Annotated in this window: 20 protein-coding genes and 4 pseudogenes; 1 reads left to right on the forward strand and 23 read right to left on the reverse strand. The window is 47.8% G+C overall.

From position 1 onward, the window contains the following. Positions 1-223 precede the first annotated feature (223 nt). The 13 genes and pseudogenes from IQ241_RS17500 to IQ241_RS17555 all read right to left on the reverse strand — a co-directional run bounded on the left by IQ241_RS17500 (position 224) and on the right by IQ241_RS17555 (position 8,822). Positions 224-607, reverse strand: a complete 384-nt coding sequence (locus IQ241_RS17500) for a VOC family protein (RefSeq protein WP_193909640.1) — start codon at positions 605-607, stop codon at positions 224-226. A 111-nt stretch (positions 608-718) separates the two neighbouring features. Further along, entirely contained in the window at positions 719-1,234 is a 516-nt protein-coding gene (locus tag IQ241_RS17505; RefSeq protein ID WP_193909642.1) for a DUF1579 domain-containing protein, read from the reverse strand. An 18-nt stretch (positions 1,235-1,252) separates the two neighbouring features. Continuing rightward, a complete protein-coding gene (locus IQ241_RS17510; RefSeq protein WP_193909644.1) occupies positions 1,253-2,026 on the reverse strand; it encodes a class I SAM-dependent DNA methyltransferase in 774 nt (257 codons plus the stop codon). 78 nt (positions 2,027-2,104) lie between these two features. Further along, complete coding sequence (locus IQ241_RS17515) at positions 2,105-2,527, reverse strand: VOC family protein (protein ID WP_193909646.1); 423 nt, start codon at positions 2,525-2,527, stop codon at positions 2,105-2,107. A 170-nt stretch (positions 2,528-2,697) separates the two neighbouring features. Beyond that, on the reverse strand, positions 2,698-3,876 hold the full coding sequence (locus IQ241_RS17520; protein WP_193909648.1) for a phosphotransferase: 1,179 nt from the start codon (positions 3,874-3,876) through the stop codon (positions 2,698-2,700). A gap of 65 nt (positions 3,877-3,941) precedes the next feature. After that, positions 3,942-4,484 carry a GNAT family N-acetyltransferase gene (locus tag IQ241_RS17525; RefSeq protein ID WP_193909650.1) on the reverse strand — a complete coding sequence of 181 codons (543 nt, stop codon included), beginning with the start codon at positions 4,482-4,484 and terminating at the stop codon, positions 3,942-3,944. Positions 4,485-4,840: 356 nt separating this feature from the next. Continuing rightward, on the reverse strand, positions 4,841-5,212 hold the full coding sequence (locus IQ241_RS17530; RefSeq protein ID WP_193909652.1) for a VOC family protein: 372 nt from the start codon (positions 5,210-5,212) through the stop codon (positions 4,841-4,843). Between the two features lie 115 nt (positions 5,213-5,327). Continuing rightward, positions 5,328-5,747, reverse strand: coding sequence for a DUF6463 family protein (locus tag IQ241_RS17535; protein ID WP_193909654.1), 420 nt, complete (start codon positions 5,745-5,747; stop codon positions 5,328-5,330). A gap of 10 nt (positions 5,748-5,757) precedes the next feature. After that, positions 5,758-6,261 carry an anthrone oxygenase family protein gene (locus tag IQ241_RS17540; RefSeq protein ID WP_193909656.1) on the reverse strand — a complete coding sequence of 168 codons (504 nt, stop codon included), beginning with the start codon at positions 6,259-6,261 and terminating at the stop codon, positions 5,758-5,760. Positions 6,262-6,291: 30 nt separating this feature from the next. After that, positions 6,292-6,474, reverse strand: a pseudogene (locus tag IQ241_RS26640) (short-chain dehydrogenase); the annotation flags it as partial. A gap of 36 nt (positions 6,475-6,510) precedes the next feature. Further along, entirely contained in the window at positions 6,511-7,257 is a 747-nt protein-coding gene (locus IQ241_RS17545; protein ID WP_193909658.1) for a methyltransferase domain-containing protein, read from the reverse strand. Positions 7,258-7,547: 290 nt separating this feature from the next. Beyond that, on the reverse strand, positions 7,548-7,982 hold the full coding sequence (locus IQ241_RS17550) for a YciI family protein (protein WP_193909660.1): 435 nt from the start codon (positions 7,980-7,982) through the stop codon (positions 7,548-7,550). A gap of 207 nt (positions 7,983-8,189) precedes the next feature. Then, positions 8,190-8,822, reverse strand: a complete 633-nt coding sequence (locus IQ241_RS17555) for an FMN-dependent NADH-azoreductase (RefSeq protein WP_193909662.1) — start codon at positions 8,820-8,822, stop codon at positions 8,190-8,192. Between the two features lie 270 nt (positions 8,823-9,092). Here IQ241_RS17555 and IQ241_RS17560 point away from each other — a divergent pair, with 270 nt between their 5' ends. Beyond that, positions 9,093-9,965 (forward strand): helix-turn-helix domain-containing protein, encoded by an 873-nt coding sequence (locus IQ241_RS17560; RefSeq protein WP_193909664.1) that lies wholly within the window; start codon positions 9,093-9,095, stop codon positions 9,963-9,965. Positions 9,966-10,260: 295 nt separating this feature from the next. Here the strand turns inward: IQ241_RS17560 and IQ241_RS26645 are convergent. The 10 genes and pseudogenes from IQ241_RS26645 to IQ241_RS17600 form a co-directional block, all read right to left on the reverse strand. Next, a pseudogene (locus tag IQ241_RS26645) lies at positions 10,261-10,428 on the reverse strand (YciI family protein); the annotation flags it as partial. Positions 10,429-10,536: 108 nt separating this feature from the next. After that, positions 10,537-11,379, reverse strand: coding sequence for an alpha/beta fold hydrolase (locus IQ241_RS17570; RefSeq protein ID WP_193909669.1), 843 nt, complete (start codon positions 11,377-11,379; stop codon positions 10,537-10,539). Between the two features lie 418 nt (positions 11,380-11,797). Beyond that, positions 11,798-12,535 carry an NAD(+)--rifampin ADP-ribosyltransferase gene (arr, locus tag IQ241_RS26650; protein ID WP_193909671.1) on the reverse strand — a complete coding sequence of 246 codons (738 nt, stop codon included), beginning with the start codon at positions 12,533-12,535 and terminating at the stop codon, positions 11,798-11,800. Between the two features lie 279 nt (positions 12,536-12,814). Further along, on the reverse strand, positions 12,815-12,970 hold the full coding sequence (locus IQ241_RS26925; protein ID WP_449369318.1) for a GFA family protein: 156 nt from the start codon (positions 12,968-12,970) through the stop codon (positions 12,815-12,817). Between the two features lie 115 nt (positions 12,971-13,085). Further along, positions 13,086-13,217: pseudogene (locus IQ241_RS26655) on the reverse strand (dihydrofolate reductase family protein); the annotation flags it as partial. Between the two features lie 153 nt (positions 13,218-13,370). Then, complete coding sequence (locus IQ241_RS17580) at positions 13,371-14,672, reverse strand: MFS transporter (protein WP_193909673.1); 1,302 nt, start codon at positions 14,670-14,672, stop codon at positions 13,371-13,373. A 31-nt stretch (positions 14,673-14,703) separates the two neighbouring features. Continuing rightward, positions 14,704-15,090 (reverse strand): DUF6463 family protein, encoded by a 387-nt coding sequence (locus IQ241_RS17585; RefSeq protein ID WP_193909676.1) that lies wholly within the window; start codon positions 15,088-15,090, stop codon positions 14,704-14,706. 139 nt (positions 15,091-15,229) lie between these two features. Next, positions 15,230-15,556 carry a hypothetical protein gene (locus IQ241_RS17590; protein WP_193909679.1) on the reverse strand — a complete coding sequence of 109 codons (327 nt, stop codon included), beginning with the start codon at positions 15,554-15,556 and terminating at the stop codon, positions 15,230-15,232. 11 nt (positions 15,557-15,567) lie between these two features. After that, a pseudogene (locus IQ241_RS17595) lies at positions 15,568-16,128 on the reverse strand (VOC family protein). An 89-nt stretch (positions 16,129-16,217) separates the two neighbouring features. After that, on the reverse strand, positions 16,218-16,715 hold the full coding sequence (locus IQ241_RS17600; RefSeq protein WP_193909681.1) for an anthrone oxygenase family protein: 498 nt from the start codon (positions 16,713-16,715) through the stop codon (positions 16,218-16,220). Positions 16,716-16,846: the final 131 nt, after the last annotated feature.

The raw sequence follows: 16,846 nt of genomic DNA on the forward strand, positions 1-16,846 counted from the left end.
TGAGCGCATTCAAGTGACGGGGGCACGCTGGAAGCCTGAACGGGTGCCGCAGATCCTGGCGCTTCGCTGCGCCTATCTCAATGGCGACCTGGACTCTTTTTCTCTCGTTGAAGTATGACGCGCTCCCGGGATGGCCTCCCCATTGTCGTCAAGCACAACGTAGGTAGAGCTGATGCTCAATGGCTTAATTTCAGTCATTAACCTAATTCCAAATTACTACAGTTTAAACCTGATAAATCTGTATCAGGTTGCCGCAGGTGTCATCAAAAATGGCAGCGGTTACTTCGCCCATTTTTTCGGGTTCCGTACGAAACGTAACCCCCAGTTCCTTCAGCCTTTTGTACTCGGCTTGAATGGCTTTAACTTCAAAGGCCGTTGCCGGTATGCCTTGTCCAAAAATAGCCTCTTGATATGTTTTAGCGGCAGGGTTCCCGTTTGGTTCAAGCAACAGCTCAGTTCCGTTCAGTTCGTCAGAAGAAACAACCGTTAACCACTTGGCAGCCCCCATCGGGATGTCTAGCTTTTTAACAAAGCCCAAAACCTCCGTATAAAACTTGAGGGCTTTATCCTGGTCATCTACAAATACGCTGCTAAGTTTAATCTTCATAACGATTTTTATCTTGCTCCGATTGAAGGTCACTGGAACAAGAGGACTTTCCGCAGTTTCCTTGATTTGCGCTGTCCTCTTGTTCACATCGTTCAGGTTTGGTATTCCCTATCAGTGCTTTCGCCAATAGTGCGCTGTCATAAACTGGTGCCACTGACCATCTTCGCCCAGCGCATGCGATGTCAGTATCCGGTGATCGTCGCCCTCAAACTCGATGACGTCTTTGTAATTTGCCATTTTTTCCTCGCCAGTCATGGCAGGACCCTGAGAATTCAGCGTCAGCACCTTTTTATCTGCGTCCAGCTCACCGTCATACACCCAGAGATAGGTCATCATCGACCCCACCCAGGTACCGACGTAGCGCTGCTTTTGCGGATCGTAGCCGAGCGTAATCATCATCGTTACGGCACCGCAGCCGGGCATTTCGCCCTGCCCTTCGGCTACAATCCAAAGTCCACCGAGCGATCTCACATTCTCGGTCCCCGTCGCCTTTTCTGAAGGCTGGTCTGGTCCCATGCTCGCTTCGGTTTCATAAGTCCACTCGCCGACGAGCTTTTGTAGCCATTGGTGTTCATACTGCGGTTCAGCGTTCATCATTGACTCTTGCTGTGCAGTGGTCGTTTCCATTTTTCGATTTTCCTTATGTTAATGATTTGCAGGTGAATCTGTCCTGATAGTGCCGTGTAACTCCTGCGATTTGCGCACTGCGATCAGCAGAAATAGCGGAATGCGCGATCGCCGCTCATACTCCTCCTCACATAGAAAATTCTCCTTTTTGGGACATGATTCTCGAATACGCTCTAGCTCAAATCCAGCGTTTGTAAACAAGTCTAAATATTCCTCTAAGGTGCGATGATACTTTGTGACCTTATGTCCAAGCCAGGTATGAAACCTTGGACCTGGCTTGAAATAGTTGTCTACCAACCATGTCGTCCGCCGACCCCTCGCTAAGCTCTCAAAGCTTGATGTAATGACAGGGTGCTCAACCGATATGACCACTCGGCCACTGGGGCGAAGCGCCCTGTTGACTTGTTGAAATACGGGTTCGAGATTTTCAACATAGTTCAACGCCAGCCGCGACGTCACCAAATTAGCCTGACCTGCTTGCGATCGCCATGTTTCTATCCCTTCGTGATAGATTTTCCCTGACGTTTCTATCAGCTTCTGTTGAGCAATATCAACCATCGCCCTAGAAACTTCAATGCCTGTGTACGACCGTGCCCCCTGAAGAAGTGCCTCTTTGCCGAACGAAGCATCGCCACATCCCAGGTCAACGATGTCAAGGTTGCCCAGATTTCCTACCAGTTCTAAAAAGAGAGGTCTTTCTAGTACGTCGTTAGGATTGTCAGGTCGAGCGCGATGGGCAAAGTATTGTTCTTGTACCCCAGGGTTATCGTAGAACGGCTTGCCTTCAGTCATCTCACTCTAATCCCACAAGATCAATGTTGCATGAGCGTAAGCAGGTATGCATGCTTAGGGTGAACAAGACCTGGCTTATCAAGTAGCCTGGTCGCAGTTGATCATCCAGGGAATGCCAAACTGATCGACCAGCATACCAAAGCGAGCAGCCCAGAAGGTCTCTCCGATTGGCATTTTGATAGTTCCGTTTTCTGCCAGGGATTTAAAAATACGCTCTGCTTCCGCCGGGTTGTCAATGCTGATTGATACCGAGAAGCCTTTGGGCTCGTCATAATACTCAGGTGGACTGTCAGAACCCATCAGCTCTTCATTACCCACCGGCAAGCTAATGTGCATAACTTTATCACGCCATTCGGGGGAGACCTGACCGGCCATTGGGTCATCATCTGGCAACTCACCCCAGGTCATCATCGCATTGATTTTGCTGCCTAAACACTGCTCGTAGAACTTAAACGCGGCCTCACATTGGCCATTGAAACTGAGATAGGGATTTAACTGCATTTTGCGCTCCTTGGATTAGTCGAGTATGAAGTGAAATGCTCTAAAACTGGCGTCACGCCATCGCATGAAAATAGTAAACTGCGTGGTTAATGCCTATGGTTCAATAGTACTACTTTTCTAGGAGTCTGCCAGTTGTTGAAATTTAACTTAATAAGGAAAAACAAGATGTGTTAGAGACGACTTGAATCGTTGATGTCCTGGCTACGGATGAGTGGATAAGAACGGTGAGAACTGGCGTCGGGAAGAAATCCTGTTTTTTTGAGCAGTCGCTGTAGATCCTGATGTGGAAGTTTTGTATATTTCCGGCTATTCCCCCATATCTCAAAATAAAAGTTTCGCATCAGCGTAATGATACTGCGGTACTTTACAATGCTTTCGACATAGAATTCATCTAAGCTCATAGTTCCGTCAGTATGTATCTGCTCAACGTTTTTGAGCAGTTGGCTTCCTAGCTCGTAGGATTGTAAATCTTCGCTGATGCCGTATTTTCCCGCTATCCTGCGTTTATCCTCCTCTGGGCATAAATCATACGACGTTCGAATGAGGTGGCCAAGATTTCGCAGAACTTCGCCGTAGTCGTAATAGATGTTCTGCTCAAAGAAAGTTTCCTCATCTTTCGTTAAAGCAAAATTCTTATCCAGAGCTAACCCAAAATCGATCAAATATGTCTGCTCGCCATCGGTGAGAACATTGCGGAAATGTGCGTCGAAGTGAATAATTCCTTTGTCTCTCAAAAAGTCAAGCGTCGCATGCAGTTCCTCCAAGGGTTTCTGAAGTTTACCGGGGTTCTCCAGCAGCCATGCTTCCAGACCTTGCGGGAAGTGCTCTAGAAACAGAATTAACTCATAGTTGGCGTTTGCTCTGTCTAGCATGTAACGACCGGCGTTCACACTATTTCCCCAGTACTCTATAAATCCTTTCAAACGCTCCCTGTCGACGTTTATACGGGGTCCAGAATATGGAATAATTCGATAGTGGTACATTAGCGGGAAGGTGGCAACCTCTTCCTCCAATACCCAGTGGGTGGTTTTGATATGGGTTACCAGTTCACGGAAAACGCATAGTCCAGCGACTCCCAAACCAGCAGAACCGAGGCCGTAGTTGAAGTATGTTGGCAGGTCATAGAAGTTCTTAGTAAAGAATAGATTGTCATACTCAAGATTCGTGACCGGGATGCGTTTTACGAAAACCTTGGATTGGCGTAGGGCTATGGTATGAGTCAACACCCAACCTAAATTTGATTTACCGTCGTCGAGTAGAGAACGCAACTTTACATTATCCATCCGGGCAATTTGTGAACTGAGGTAGAAATACTTATTCTTTCTAATTTTGATAGAATTTTCTGCCATTCTCCCTCGGTCAAATTATGTTGGGGACCACTCAACTAGCTAGAAGATAACGCCATTAGAGTCAGTCAGTTGTTAAGCGGCAATAACTTACAAAACATAATGACTCGCTCAGCTATTGGCAATCCGGCTTCAATCTCTTGAAATCTAATCTCTTGAAAACTGGCAGTTATTTCAAATTCGTTGAGAATTCGAAACCCTAATTTTGAGTAAAAAGGAGCATTCCAGGGAATGTCTCGGAAGGTTGATAACGATACCACACTGTACCCATTAAATCTTGCCCAAGAACAAACTTCATTAACCAACGCAGATCCAATCCCTCTTTGACTGTGTTTGGGCTCAACATCTATTTGTTGAAGGTATATTGTGCTATCAACCTCACGAGTCATGGCATACCCAACTACGGCATCATGTCGATCTACTGCAACCCACACCTGTCCTGCTTGAAATCTTTGCCATACAAAGTCTAGAGGCAGTGGTTCAGCGTTAGCCAAAAAGGAATAGAGAGTATCGAGAAATAGAGCTGCGGCTGACTGCTCAATATGAGACAGCAAAGCTAATTCTTCAATGACAGCAGAGCGTATTACATAACCTGACTCAACAGTTCTCATAATTTGCACTACAGGCTTCCTGCTATCCGCCCCATGGGTTTGTTAGAAGGCTTTGCTGAACCATCGTTATCCGCTTACAATCGCGGATAAATGGCGGCTATACCTTGAGGTTCATTGATGTACGTAAAAACGACTACCTCCGGACTTTCTGGAAAATTGACCTGATAAACGAAGTAACTCATACATCTATACTCCTGACAGTTTTCATTGCAGAGCAAACGGGCAATCGAATCACCCAACTGATTTATATCAAACCAAGATACTAAGCTGCATCAGAATAAGCAATTAGTTGAATATACAAAATTCATTAATTATCCGCCAGCGAACCATGTACAGAACTAGTTCCTAGGGGTAATTCACTCAACCAGCTGAAAAATGATTCCGTTAGGGTCAATCATTTGAAAGAACCGCTCGCCCCAGGGTTCAGTTTCAATCGGAGTAACAATTTTCACGCCTTCTGTCTGCAAGCGGGTGTATTCTGTATCAATGTCATCCACGACAAAAACAACCAGCAGGCCATCTGCTCGATGTCCCCGCATATGGATTGGTTTGAAAGTCTCTAACCCAGACTTTAAAAAGATCAGATTAAACCCGGCATCCTGACGGGAAAGCGATACAAAACCATCAGCTGACATGTCTTCACTAAAGCCAAGATGTCGCTTGACGAACGTAGCAGATGCTGTCACATCATCGACGTTGAGTGAAATAGCTGAAGTCGTAATTATCATATCTGCTCCTCGCAGGGCGATTTATGTGAACTTAGGATTTAACGGCGGGCACGAGTTCAAGGTCATCATTAAACAGCTTACCTGGGCTTTGGAACTCGAACATTTCTGTATGTGTTTACGTTCGTTTCTCAGAGCTTTCTATTCCTAGCTTATGGGATGGATGTGGACGTTGTGATGCCGCGATCGCGTTAACCGCAACGACCAAAATCAGCCAGCACCCGGTATCAATATCCAGCACGATACCAAACCCCGCAACTGCTAGAAGCCCTAAGCCTACAAACAATGGCAGGGTTTGACTCAACTGGTTTTCAATCCAGTAACATAGGAAACCATAGAGGATTACTAAGAACCCTGTCATCAGGAACCAATAATAGCCCCAGATACGAAGAGAGTTTACACTGACGGCATCAAAAACACCGACATTGACGATTTCCTGCCAGATGTCGCTAAACCCAATTGCGCCAGGCATCACTAATGCAATCAGGCTGTGAAGCAGCCCAATCATAATCAGTGCAAGGCCACTAATCTTTCTCATACCGTTTTCCTCAAGAAATAGCGATGACGATCGCGACCAGGCTCAAGATCGCAAAACCTGCTCGGGCTACGTGCGAATATTCCCAGCGATCGCGCAGCTCCATCCAGTCGGGCGGACAAGTTTCGCTTTCAGCCTGAGCCTTATTTGTGCCAAACGAAAAGAAATCAGAACTAAAGCGATCTAAATTCTCACCCTCGACCCAGAACTTGTTGATCGGGTGCGTAAAGAACCAGTAAACGGCTTGCATCCCAATCAGTCCAAGCAAGGCTACAAGCGTCAGCCAGAAGTTAGTGCTTCTCGACGGCATAAGCACTAAGAGGACGGTCGTTGAGAGGATGCCAATAGGTTCACAAGCACCCCCGTAGGTGAACCCCGGATAATAGATAGACTGCGTAGCGTAGTACGCTTCCCTGTCAAGCCTCATTTTTCCTGGCAGCTCAAGCGCATGGGCCAGCGCCAGAGCCATTGCTATGGCTATGAGCATCACGGTCAAAACCTGTAGGATATTGAACATTAATTTGCACCTCTTAAATTTACTTCAGGTCTATCGATAACCGGTTACATCGGCAGGTTTGCCTGCATCCTGAACTTCGGTGACGTACCTCCAGGCATCGGGCTGGCTGCCGTCGAAATCGGTGAAACCGTAGATCTTCGCCAGCTGCCCGCTGGAGAGGGACTGTCCATTCCATCGCGACAGGTCGGGATTTTGTGCAAGTGTCGCTACCGCTCACCTGGTACAGACGGTGTGTAGCAGGCTAGGGGTTTATACTGTCTTTGTTCCAAGGATTTCGCACCAGGCCTGAGCGAAAACAGCATCCGGCTGTTGGCTCCACAATCGCAAAGTATTCGCCTCAGCATCGGGCAACTTTAAAGCAAGGTATTCAGCAATAAGCTGCGGTGATTGACAGCAATCGTACGTAGCCGAAAAGCGTAACAAGTCGAAGCCAGCTGAGCGAAGCAAACCGGGTAGCTTGCGCCCAACAAAAACATCACCACCATTAGCAACTTGAATCTTTGCATAAGAATCGATTGCTGCCTCAAGTCCAGGAACATCTGGAGAAACCAGAAATCCACCCCAGTCAGGACTACGAATTGCTGCTATACCACCAGGAACCAGAACACGAAACACCTCACTTAGCGCAGCATTAGGAGAAGCTAAATGTTCAAAGATTGCATGGGCAAATACAACGTCGAAGGACGAATCCGAAAAAGGCAACTCATAAATAGAGCCAATGTTAAAAGTTATGTTTGTAAGATTACGACTCACTGCGCGATTGCGAGCCAATTCAATTTGAGAACTTTCCCGATCAATCCCAATAACATGGCCAGAAGTAAGGACACTCGCGAAATCGCAGCTAATCGAACCAGGACCACAACCACAATCAAGTAACCGTGATGATTTCTGAAGATGCGGCATTAGGAACGCAGCGTGGTTATTTGCGGATCGCTGCGCCATAAAGTTGCTTGCGTTTTGAGTATACCCAGGTGTATATTCTTCGCTGTGTTTCATTTGAGTAAGGTACGGTTGCAGTAAGTAGATCAACTTAATCGATTACAAAATAAGTAGCAAGTTTGATTGCTGGCGTAGGCTGAATGGGGGACTCAGGGAGTCTCAATATCTGGAAAATAGTTTTGCTTATCTACTTACGCATAGCTTTCGCTGTAGGTGATGCCGCCAGCAGCAACTGATTGAGATTTTTTGACGGGTAGGTTCACGAAAAATTTTAGTTGCCATATCTTCTCCTGTTGAATGTTAATTGCCTGCCTGAAGCGTCAGAAAACAGGGCCTATGCTATTCAGCTAAGAATTAGCATACTTTTCAGCCTCCGCGCGGATGCGCTCTTCCTGCTCCCTGAGTTCTGGCGTGAACGCTTCTCCAAAGTCCTCCGCTTCGAAGACCTGACGAAGCTCGATCTCAGATTCCCCCTCCATCGGATTTGGACAGCGTTTGACCCACTCAATAGCCTCTTCCCAGGATTTTACCTGCCAGAGCCAGTAGCCTGCAACTAGCTCCTTTGTCTCAGTGAACGGCCCATCGACCACGGTTCGATTCGGAGGACCTGAGAATCGAATACGCACTCCTCTAGAGCTGGGATGCAGCCCTTCACCAGCGAGCAAAATACCTGCCTTAACCAGTTCTTCGTTGTAATTTCCCATTGCAGTCAGTAACTCTTCGCTAGGCATCACGCCCGCCTCAGAGTCCGAGTTGGCTTTGACTAAAACCATGACTTTCATCGTCAGAGCTCCTTTTATGTACTAGTGTGGATTTGGACTATAGCCAGAGGAATTAAGTTCTAACCCTGGCTCTACCCTTTAGTCGAACGAGCCTCTAAGAAATCGACAGGCCTGCCAATTTTTTATCACACAGGTAGCAGCCCCCTGGTCATTCAGGTTTACACGTTGCTATCAGCGTCAGTCTTCGTAAAATCCTCCTTCAGAATGTCATGCCGCTGCGAGCTCGGCAATTTTGATACGAGCTTTGGCGATTGACTCTACCAAATTATTCTCCCCATACTCACTCTTTTCAACATGAATAAAGGTGATATCAGTGATACCCATGAATCCAAAAACCGCATTCAGGTAAGGATCGTGATGATTCATTGGCTCGTAGCGTCCACCGGGCTCAAAACCAGAATCCCCTCGGGCTTCGACAACAAACATTTTTTTACCCGATACTAGAGGTTTGTAAACATGGCCAGCATCATTGGGCTCAAAGGCAACAGTTCTTCCAATCCGCACAATCTGATCAATGTAAGACTTAAATACACCCGGAACGCTGAAATTGTACATGGGAACACCAACGACGTAGACATCTGCCGCCAGGAATTCGTCTACTAGCTGATTGCTAAGGCGAATGGCATCGCGCAGTTCAGGAGTATGTTGCTCAGGGGGTGTGAAAGCAGCCGCAATCCATAGCTCATCTACATAGGGAACAGGGTTGCGACCAATATCCCGGTAGGTGACGGTATCATGTGGATGAGCTTGCTTCCATTGGTTAACGAACTCTTGGGTCATGCGGCGAGAGTGCGATCGCTCACCCCGAGGACTCGAATCAATATGCAATAAATGTGCCATAGCGATAAATTTCCTAAATTCAGGCACTGTTCCAGTTTAGGGATGCCGCCCATGCTGAGCTATCTAATTCATGTGCTGCTGTCAAAATCTTGCGGTCGATATTCTGCTTGTTGGAGCAACCTTTAGCTGAATTGAATAAGTACCTAAGCAATGTAAATTACACAATATTCTGATAATATCGACGACGTATTAAGGGCTATGGCTTTTCTGTTATGTAATTGATTTTGAACGACTACTTATAATCAAGGATGGACGCGTTAGATTTGCCTTATGAAGCCTCTAGCCACCCGTCAGATTGAATGTTCTCAACCCCCCATTTTTTCTAGCCGCAGCCAGGGCTGGGAAAATATTCTGGTCGAAGAATTTCAGCACCCACCGGGGGAAGGCAAAGTTCAATACTGCCATGAACATGCGATTTGCTTATCCCTAGCCCCCCGTCCGGTTCGCTTTCTGCAAATTAAGGGCGGTAAGTCTTACACCAGCCTGTATGGGAAAGGGGACATCTCGATTACGCCCGCTCAAACACCGTTTTTTGCTCGCTGGGATGGAGATGATCACTACTTCCATATTCGGATTGCGTCTGATTTTATCCAGAGCGTTGCGACAGCAGACCTGGCGATGAATTCCGATCAGCTTGAACTCCGCTCCGAATTTCGAATTCGCGACCCTCAGATTGAGGCAATTGGCCTGATGCTGCTGAATGAGTTCAAACAGGAAAACTTAGGTGCCAGACTCTATATTGAATCCCTGGTCAATGTTCTAGCCGTGCATTTGATCCGGCAGTACTCTGCGGTTAACCCTCGTCTTACTTTTTATGAAGGCGGCTTACCTGAGCGACAGCTTTTACAGGTGCTCGACTACATAAGGGACCATCTAGATCAAGACATTAAACTAGCAGATTTAGCGGCGTTGCTGGATATGAGTCAGTTCCATTTTAGTCGTCTGTTTAAGCAGTCGATCGGTATAACGCCCTACCAGTATTTAATGCAACAGCGGATAGAGCGGGCCAAACAGCTGCTGTTGCAAACGGATCATGCCATTACAGACATCGCCTTCCATTGCGGATTCAACAGCCATAGCCATCTGAGTAAACAGTTTCGGCAACTTACCGGTATGACACCCACGGCCTACAAAGAAAATTGAGAAGGAGTCTAGCGCTGATAGTATGTGATCGGCTTCCACCTACAGTCGTTCAAAAATGGTTGCCATACCTTGAGGTTCATTGATGTATTTACCGCTCTGCGAAGGTTTATAGGTCTCGTTATACAGACATAGACTCTTTGGGTTATGGGTTCTCGGAGGGTGCTGACCTCTTCATTGACTGAAGCTCAATTCCTGCTCTATCAAATAGTCGAACTGAGGCTTTCGAGATCGACAAGGTAAGCCAATTTTTCCCTAAAAAGATCGAAAAGCTCTCACTGAGCAATATTGACGACAGCTACTGCTCCGATGGCAGGCCCGCCAGCTCTAGAATCGGTCTAATTTCGACGATCCCTTTTCGGGCTGCGGGAATGCGTCCGGCGATGTTGATTGCTTCGTCGAGATCTGCCGCGTCAATTAAAAAGTAGCCGCCGAGTTGTTCACGGGTTTCGGCAAAGGGGCCATCGATCGCCCAACTCCCCTGTAACCCCAGGGGAAGATTGATCTGGCCTGCTGATGAAAATAACTGGTGGATCAACTCAATGTGGCGATCGTTCATATTTATAGCGCTCCATTATGCCGTATTCTGCTGGATTGCCTCAATCATCACAGACCAATCATCGGGATGTAGTTCATGTCCTGTTCTAGGCAATATGAGCAGTTTAGCTTTTGGAATCTCCGCTTTTAACGCCAAGCTATGGGCATAGGGCAGAACAAGATCTTCTGTGCCGTGAATGATCAGCGTTGGAACTGCAATTTCGTCAAGGCGGTTTAGCCATTGCTCTCCACCCCCAAGTAGAGCGTGGTTAAAGGCAGTGGTGAGATTGGGTGTGAGATCGAAGTCTGTTCCTGCCAATTCGCGAATAATTGACTCGTTAAAGGAATGGGCTGAACCGGATAGCAATCGCCATGCACCAACCTGATATTCAATTACTGCCTCGCGGTTTGTCCAATCCAGTTCACTAGCTTTTGCGTGGTAATTGAGAACGGATGGAGCAATCTCAGGCATGGTAGAGTCTGCTTCAGCCAGCCTTTCTGAAGCAATCAAGGTCAAACTTTTGATGCGTTGAGGATATTTGAGCGCCATGAGTTGAGCAAGATACCCGCCCAGCGACATCCCAACCACATGGGCACTCTGAATCCCATAGCCGTCCAGAACACAAAACGCATCATCTGCCAGATCTTCAACAGAATAGTTGATCTGTCCCGGCTCGTAGCTAGTTGAGCGTCCGGTATCTCGGTGATCATAACGAATCACATATCGTCCCACAGCCGCTAGCTGATGGCAGAATGCTTCCGGCCACCAAATGCCGGAAGACATAGCTCCCATGATGAATAAAATTGGAGTGTCATCTGGAGAGCCAAAGGATTCTGAGAAAAGGTGAATCTCATTATTGCTAATTAGTTTGCTTTTCATACATTGAATGACTCATTTATTGAGGTGACGCAGGAAAGGCTTATCATCAGATCTCTGATTAAAAAGGGGTATGACATTATGCCTCAACGTTATGACCATGACCATCTGGATCTTAAAATGGAGGCACTATAGTAATCGGGGTAATAGTCAGTTCCAGTAGTTCCAGTAGTTTCAGATGTGTCACCACAGTCGCTGCTGAGGCGGCTAAATGTCTTTTGAAATGCTTATGGAGAAAGAGTTCCAGGGCAAGTGGTCCGATTTTACATGGGTCGTTGCCATAGCCTTAGAAGGCATGGTTTTCGTTGAAACTGGGATTGCAAAGTGTGCGATTCACTCCATAGCTTGCGGCTCAAGATTCCGTGACTTGGTTATGTCACCCAGAACCATCACCGGTAGCTAGCTTGATCGTGGCCTTCGTTCAGTCATCAATCGGCTCAACACCAAGTCGCTCAAGCCGTTCTAGTCCGTCCTTCATTGCTTTGATCGTTTCTGGTGAGTGTCCCTGCCAATTGGTGATCTCGCCTGTGATCCGTATCGGCTCACGGGATCGGAATGACTTCGTCGGATTACCCCGAAACTTCTGATTCGTTAGATTGGGGTCATCTTCAATTGGGCCAGTCGGTTCCACGATGTAAATTCTGCCGCGACCTTCACCAGCCGCTAGTTCCGCTCCCCACGTGGCGGCATCCAAAGTGCGGGTTAGATAGACATGGGGTGTCGTCCTATCTCTATTGCCAAAGTTTGGGATATAACCCGCCTTAATCAGATCCCCTGACTTTAGGTCAGCCCGAGTGCCATGGTAAAGGGGCCACTCCGTGACCTCGCCTGTGACCCGCAACGGCTCGCGTGAAAAATATGACATCGATGGATGTCCTGGAGACTTGTGCTCCGTCTGGTCGGAGGTATCTTCAATTGGGCCGATCGGTTCCACTATATAAACTCTGCCGGGATCTTCGCCGATCGCGAGTTCTGCCTCCCAGATGGCTTCATCCAGATGGGGGGTCAGGTAGACATAGGGTGTCATCCTGCCTCGCTCACCAACGTCTGGAGGATTGCTGGGCTTGATCAGATCTCCTGGATTCAACTCAGCTCGTGTGCCATGGTAGAACCGCTGCGGCTGCAGGTTGTCGGTGGTGCTAAGAATATCTTGGTTCATGTCTGTATTCTCCTAATCTGTAGACTTAATCGGTAATAAAAGGGCAAAAATGCTCTCAAAGCCATATATGGCAAGGTATTCGGTATAATTTCACTCGATCGCTGAAAGCCATATATAGCAAGGATCTCACTATTTCCGATTAAGTTTTGTGATGACACCGGTCATTCGGTTTGCCTTTATACACTTCGCGGGAAAACTATAGAAGTGGCCGTGAGTACCAACTCTGTTCACACCTCGCCCGTCCTGACGACTGAACCGTCAGCCTCGCAAAGCCGCCACTTACCATCCTTCTGGATTGAATTCAACATAAGTCGTAAATCCTGCACCATGCTGTCGCCTACACATAGAACAATGGCAGTGATCTGCATTAAAAAGTCGTCCGGTGATTTCGTAGCAATCTCTGTCGCACAAACATCCACCTTTAATTGCCAGCATGATTTCTCCTTTATGCTCTACGTTGTACTCGTCTATCAGTGATGCGGCCTGGAGCGTTTGAATCAAATTGCCGCTGCCAGTAAACTGCAGGGTCGAAACCTGATGCTGAGAAGTCCATGCCCTGGTCCGAAAAGTTGAACATCCAGCCGCCCAGGGTAAAACCGCCAGTCGGGCCTCCTTCCGGTCCGCCGGGTGCTTGCATGATTCCGTCAAGCGACGCAAACGTAGATACGATGAGCCTTCTCATATTGATTTCTCCATTAACTTTGCCTATCAAGAGCGCCAAAAAAAACGAGCTTCTAATACTGGTCGAGTGAGAATCGGCTAAATCGACAATCTGATGCCTAACTCTTACGGAAACCCAAGAAACTTCTTGACCCAGTGCGTAACCTCCTGCGGATCAAGCTCTAACCATGCGATACTTCGCAGATAATTTGCGATAGGAGCGCGATCGCATTGCCATCACGGTGACCAACAAGCCGATGAACCCAGTCACCGTAAAGAGTAGGGCAATACCTCGATCTGTCCCCGTACCAAACCAGGGACCCAGGAGCTTGACCCCAGCCCCTGTCGTCATAAAGGGAATGAAGATGAACTGAGCGATAGGGCCAATCATAAACGCCGTAAGCGGGGAAGCGGCCTGCTCGATACTTTGGGCAAATCCAAAGACACGACCCTGCCGTTCGAGCGGAATCACGGCTTGCAAGATTGTTTGCTCAGCCGCCTCGACAGCGGGGATCAGGCAAAGGTAAATAAATGCCCCAACCGCTAACAGAACAATCGACGCCTGAACCGTAAAGAAAATAGTAACAATCCACAACACAATATTAGCTAGAAAAAGCGTTTTCAGCGGATTTTGTCCTAATCCTTTGCGAGCGATCACTAATCCGCCTACGATAAATCCAAAGCTAAGAATCCCCCATAAAAGGCCCCAAGCCTGAACTGAAACCAATGACAACCCATAGGCATCCATGAGGGACATGAAGACACCCCCCAGAAAGTTGTTAAAGGTATTGAAAAAAATCAATCCGAATAGTCCAGGAACCAAGTGAATGACCCGAATTGTGCCGCGAATATCGATGTGATTTGCGTGTGACTCAGTTTGGATAACTTTTGCTTCGGGAATGGCGATCGCGCCCAAATGGATAATGTTGAGCAGGGTTAAGCCGATCGCTAAAACCAACATCCAATAGACGCCCAAAAACCCGATGACTAACCCACTGAATATAGACGCAACCAAGAACGAAACTCCGTTGACCGTACCTACCAGGCCGTTAGCTTGAGCTCGCCTGGGTTCAGGGATTAAGAGGGTCACAATGGTTGGCAGCGCAATGGTGCGTAAATTGCCCGCGATCGCCCCCACTAATGTGAGGAGAATGAAGCCCCAAAGCGGCAGACTAGCAGGATTTGTAAACACTGCTGGTGTAGTAGACACGAAGAGGCCGTAGGCCAGGAGGTATAAAAAGAGGGAGCAGAGGCTGGAGAGCAGCATTACGGTTTTCTTTCTGTAGCGATCGACCAGCGAGCCAAGAAAAAAACCAGAAACGGAAACGGTGACCAGGTAAATACCCGCCATCACCGACATCGCCATCACATTTTGAGTTTGCAGATACACCCAAAAGGTGACCGCAAACCAGACGAAGGTGTTCGTCAGCGACGCAGCGAGTGTGTTAGCCAAAATGACGTAAAACGTTTTTGTCATACTTTAAAGAAATGGGTATTCACCCCATTATTCAAACGATCTTCTGTTTGAGTCGCGACGCCACGATCGCATTAATAGCAACAACTAGCACCAGCCAGAAGCCCGTATCGATATCCAGAACAATGCCAAAGAGGGCGATCGCCAGCAGCCCCCAGCCTACAAAGGACGGCAGGGGAAGGTCTAGTTGATGCTCAATCCAGTAGCACAGCAGGCCGAAAGGGATTAGCAAAAACCCTGGCATCAGCAACCAGTAGTAGCCCCAGATGCGGAGTGATTCCGGGCTCGCAGCATCAACTACTCCGGCAGCAGCAATGTCCTGCCAGATGTCGCTGAAACCGAAAATTCCCGGCATCAGAAGCGCTAGCAAGGAGTGAAGCAGACCAATCGCGATTAGGGCAGTACCGCTAATCTTACTCATATTGTCCTCAAGAGGTGGTAATGATCATTGAGACTAGGCTTAAGAATGTAAAACCGGCTCGTGCTACATAAGAATATTCCCAGCGATCGCGAAGCTTAGTCCAGTTGGGACGTACTTTTCGCGGGACCTTGCGGGCATTTTACCAGCGGCCCAGCCCCAAAAGTCGTAGGTTTGTGTTGGAAACCCCTTGAGTACGCTGGTAGCGTTGCTCAAGCCAGATGCGTATCTCGGCTTCAGAGACTCCGCCAATCCACTGATGGGTGACCGGGTCGTATCCGTCGAACCGGGGCTCACCGGTAGAGCTGGAACGGCAGGTGACCACGGGCTCATCGGTTGCCACGAATACCTGCCTTAGCTGCCCCACAAAATAGCGCAAACCCCTGAGTAGATTAGCTTTAACGGTAGGGCGAAGACTATTGGCCGGCAGCAGCTCAAGTTCTTCGTATAGCGTGAGTTTGGATTTCATTGTTCTATTCCTCAAAAACGAGAGGGGATAACACCGAACCGCAGCCTTGAATAGCTGCCGCACAGATCCGCCGAGGCTTCAGCATATGCCTGCTTAAGTTCGTTGATATCGAGCTTTTTCATTTTTAGCATTGCCGTCGTGACGTTTTGCTATTTTTCAACACTGGCGTCATTGAGCATTTCGATTAGCACGCTGGAAATGATTTGCCATGAGACGCCATATTTGTCCTTGAGCCAGCCACATTGTTGCGCTGTCTCATCCCCTCCCTTAGAGAGCTGCTCCCAGTAATAATCTATATCTTCCTGCGTCTCGCAGTTGACCTCAAATGAAATAGCCTCGTTGAATTTGAAGCTTGAACCACCATTGAGCGCTGTAAAGGTCTGCCCATTGAGTTCAAAGGCTACGGTCATGACCGTTCCTGCTGGTTTACCGTGAATCTCATATCCAGCTTCCCCATACCGAGACATACGGACAATCTTAGAATTTCTAAAAATTCCCGTATAAAATTCAGCAGCCTCTTCGGCCTGATCATCAAACCACAGACATGGCGTAATCGCATGAATATTTTGCATGGTGCTTCTCCCGAGTAAGTTTTGGTCAGGTTTAGGTCTCTAGCTTCGATTCAGTTGAAATATGAGCTTTAAAGGACTAACGGTGGTACTCAATAGCGAAGTGTGAGAGAAAACACTGCTGCTGAGGCCAGTGCGGCTATCGTCCGAACGTGGTTCCAGGCTGTCCAATTAGTGAGGTAGCGAGACCATAGGATAGCACCCTCAGTACTATTGGGTTTGACAACTGCCAGCGCATCATTCAGCGGTACATTACCCACGATCGTCACCAGGAAGGTGCCAATGAGATAGAGCAGGCTGCCGAGGAGCAGATAGGGAGCCCCTGGCTGGTGCCACTTGAGCACAGAGGCGATCGCCAAAAAGACGCAAAGCGCCGCTGTGCCCATAAACGTTAGCATGAACCCCGGATTAATCACCGTGATATTGATTGACTGCATCGCAGCGATTCCCTCAGGTGGCTGAAGGCGGCCCAGGGCACTCATCACAAAGGATGAGAAGGCGAAGAAGACACCCGCAACTAGACCGCAGCCTAGTGCCGAGAGAAGTTTCAATGTGAAGTAGGACTGTTGTGAAATTAAGTGTTTCACCATTAGCTTAACCTCCGGTTAGCTGAGCAATTTTGGTCTGAGCAGAGGCGATTGATTGTGCCATAGTTTCTCGTTAACCACTCTCCTAGATTAGGAAAACATCTCATGCTCAGCTATCTAATTCCTGTGAAACT

It is taken from the genome of Vasconcelosia minhoensis LEGE 07310, assembly GCF_015207255.1.
Taxonomy (GTDB): Bacteria; Cyanobacteriota; Cyanobacteriia; order Phormidesmidales; family Phormidesmidaceae; genus Vasconcelosia; species Vasconcelosia minhoensis.

Coding starts and splice junctions, on each gene's coding strand:
- IQ241_RS17505 (WP_193909642.1), bottom strand. CDS start 1,234: ATGGAAACGACCACTGCACAGCAAGAGTCAATGATGAACGCTGAACCG.
- IQ241_RS17590 (WP_193909679.1), bottom strand. CDS start 15,556: ATGAAATCCAAACTCACGCTATACGAAGAACTTGAGCTGCTGCCGGCC.
- IQ241_RS17555 (WP_193909662.1), bottom strand. CDS start 8,822: ATGGCACATTTATTGCATATTGATTCGAGTCCTCGGGGTGAGCGATCG.
- IQ241_RS17550 (WP_193909660.1), bottom strand. CDS start 7,982: ATGAAAGTCATGGTTTTAGTCAAAGCCAACTCGGACTCTGAGGCGGGC.
- IQ241_RS17525 (WP_193909650.1), bottom strand. CDS start 4,484: ATGAGAACTGTTGAGTCAGGTTATGTAATACGCTCTGCTGTCATTGAA.
- IQ241_RS17560 (WP_193909664.1), top strand. CDS start 9,093: ATGAAGCCTCTAGCCACCCGTCAGATTGAATGTTCTCAACCCCCCATT.
- IQ241_RS17545 (WP_193909658.1), bottom strand. CDS start 7,257: ATGAAACACAGCGAAGAATATACACCTGGGTATACTCAAAACGCAAGC.
- IQ241_RS17535 (WP_193909654.1), bottom strand. CDS start 5,747: ATGAGAAAGATTAGTGGCCTTGCACTGATTATGATTGGGCTGCTTCAC.
- IQ241_RS17600 (WP_193909681.1), bottom strand. CDS start 16,715: ATGGTGAAACACTTAATTTCACAACAGTCCTACTTCACATTGAAACTT.
- IQ241_RS17570 (WP_193909669.1), bottom strand. CDS start 11,379: ATGAAAAGCAAACTAATTAGCAATAATGAGATTCACCTTTTCTCAGAA.
- IQ241_RS17530 (WP_193909652.1), bottom strand. CDS start 5,212: ATGATAATTACGACTTCAGCTATTTCACTCAACGTCGATGATGTGACA.
- IQ241_RS17520 (WP_193909648.1), bottom strand. CDS start 3,876: ATGGCAGAAAATTCTATCAAAATTAGAAAGAATAAGTATTTCTACCTC.
- IQ241_RS17515 (WP_193909646.1), bottom strand. CDS start 2,527: ATGCAGTTAAATCCCTATCTCAGTTTCAATGGCCAATGTGAGGCCGCG.
- IQ241_RS17580 (WP_193909673.1), bottom strand. CDS start 14,672: ATGACAAAAACGTTTTACGTCATTTTGGCTAACACACTCGCTGCGTCG.
- arr (WP_193909671.1), bottom strand. CDS start 12,535: ATGAACCAAGATATTCTTAGCACCACCGACAACCTGCAGCCGCAGCGG.
- IQ241_RS17585 (WP_193909676.1), bottom strand. CDS start 15,090: ATGAGTAAGATTAGCGGTACTGCCCTAATCGCGATTGGTCTGCTTCAC.
- IQ241_RS17540 (WP_193909656.1), bottom strand. CDS start 6,261: ATGTTCAATATCCTACAGGTTTTGACCGTGATGCTCATAGCCATAGCA.
- IQ241_RS17510 (WP_193909644.1), bottom strand. CDS start 2,026: ATGACTGAAGGCAAGCCGTTCTACGATAACCCTGGGGTACAAGAACAA.
- IQ241_RS17500 (WP_193909640.1), bottom strand. CDS start 607: ATGAAGATTAAACTTAGCAGCGTATTTGTAGATGACCAGGATAAAGCC.
- IQ241_RS26925 (WP_449369318.1), bottom strand. CDS start 12,970: ATGCTGGCAATTAAAGGTGGATGTTTGTGCGACAGAGATTGCTACGAA.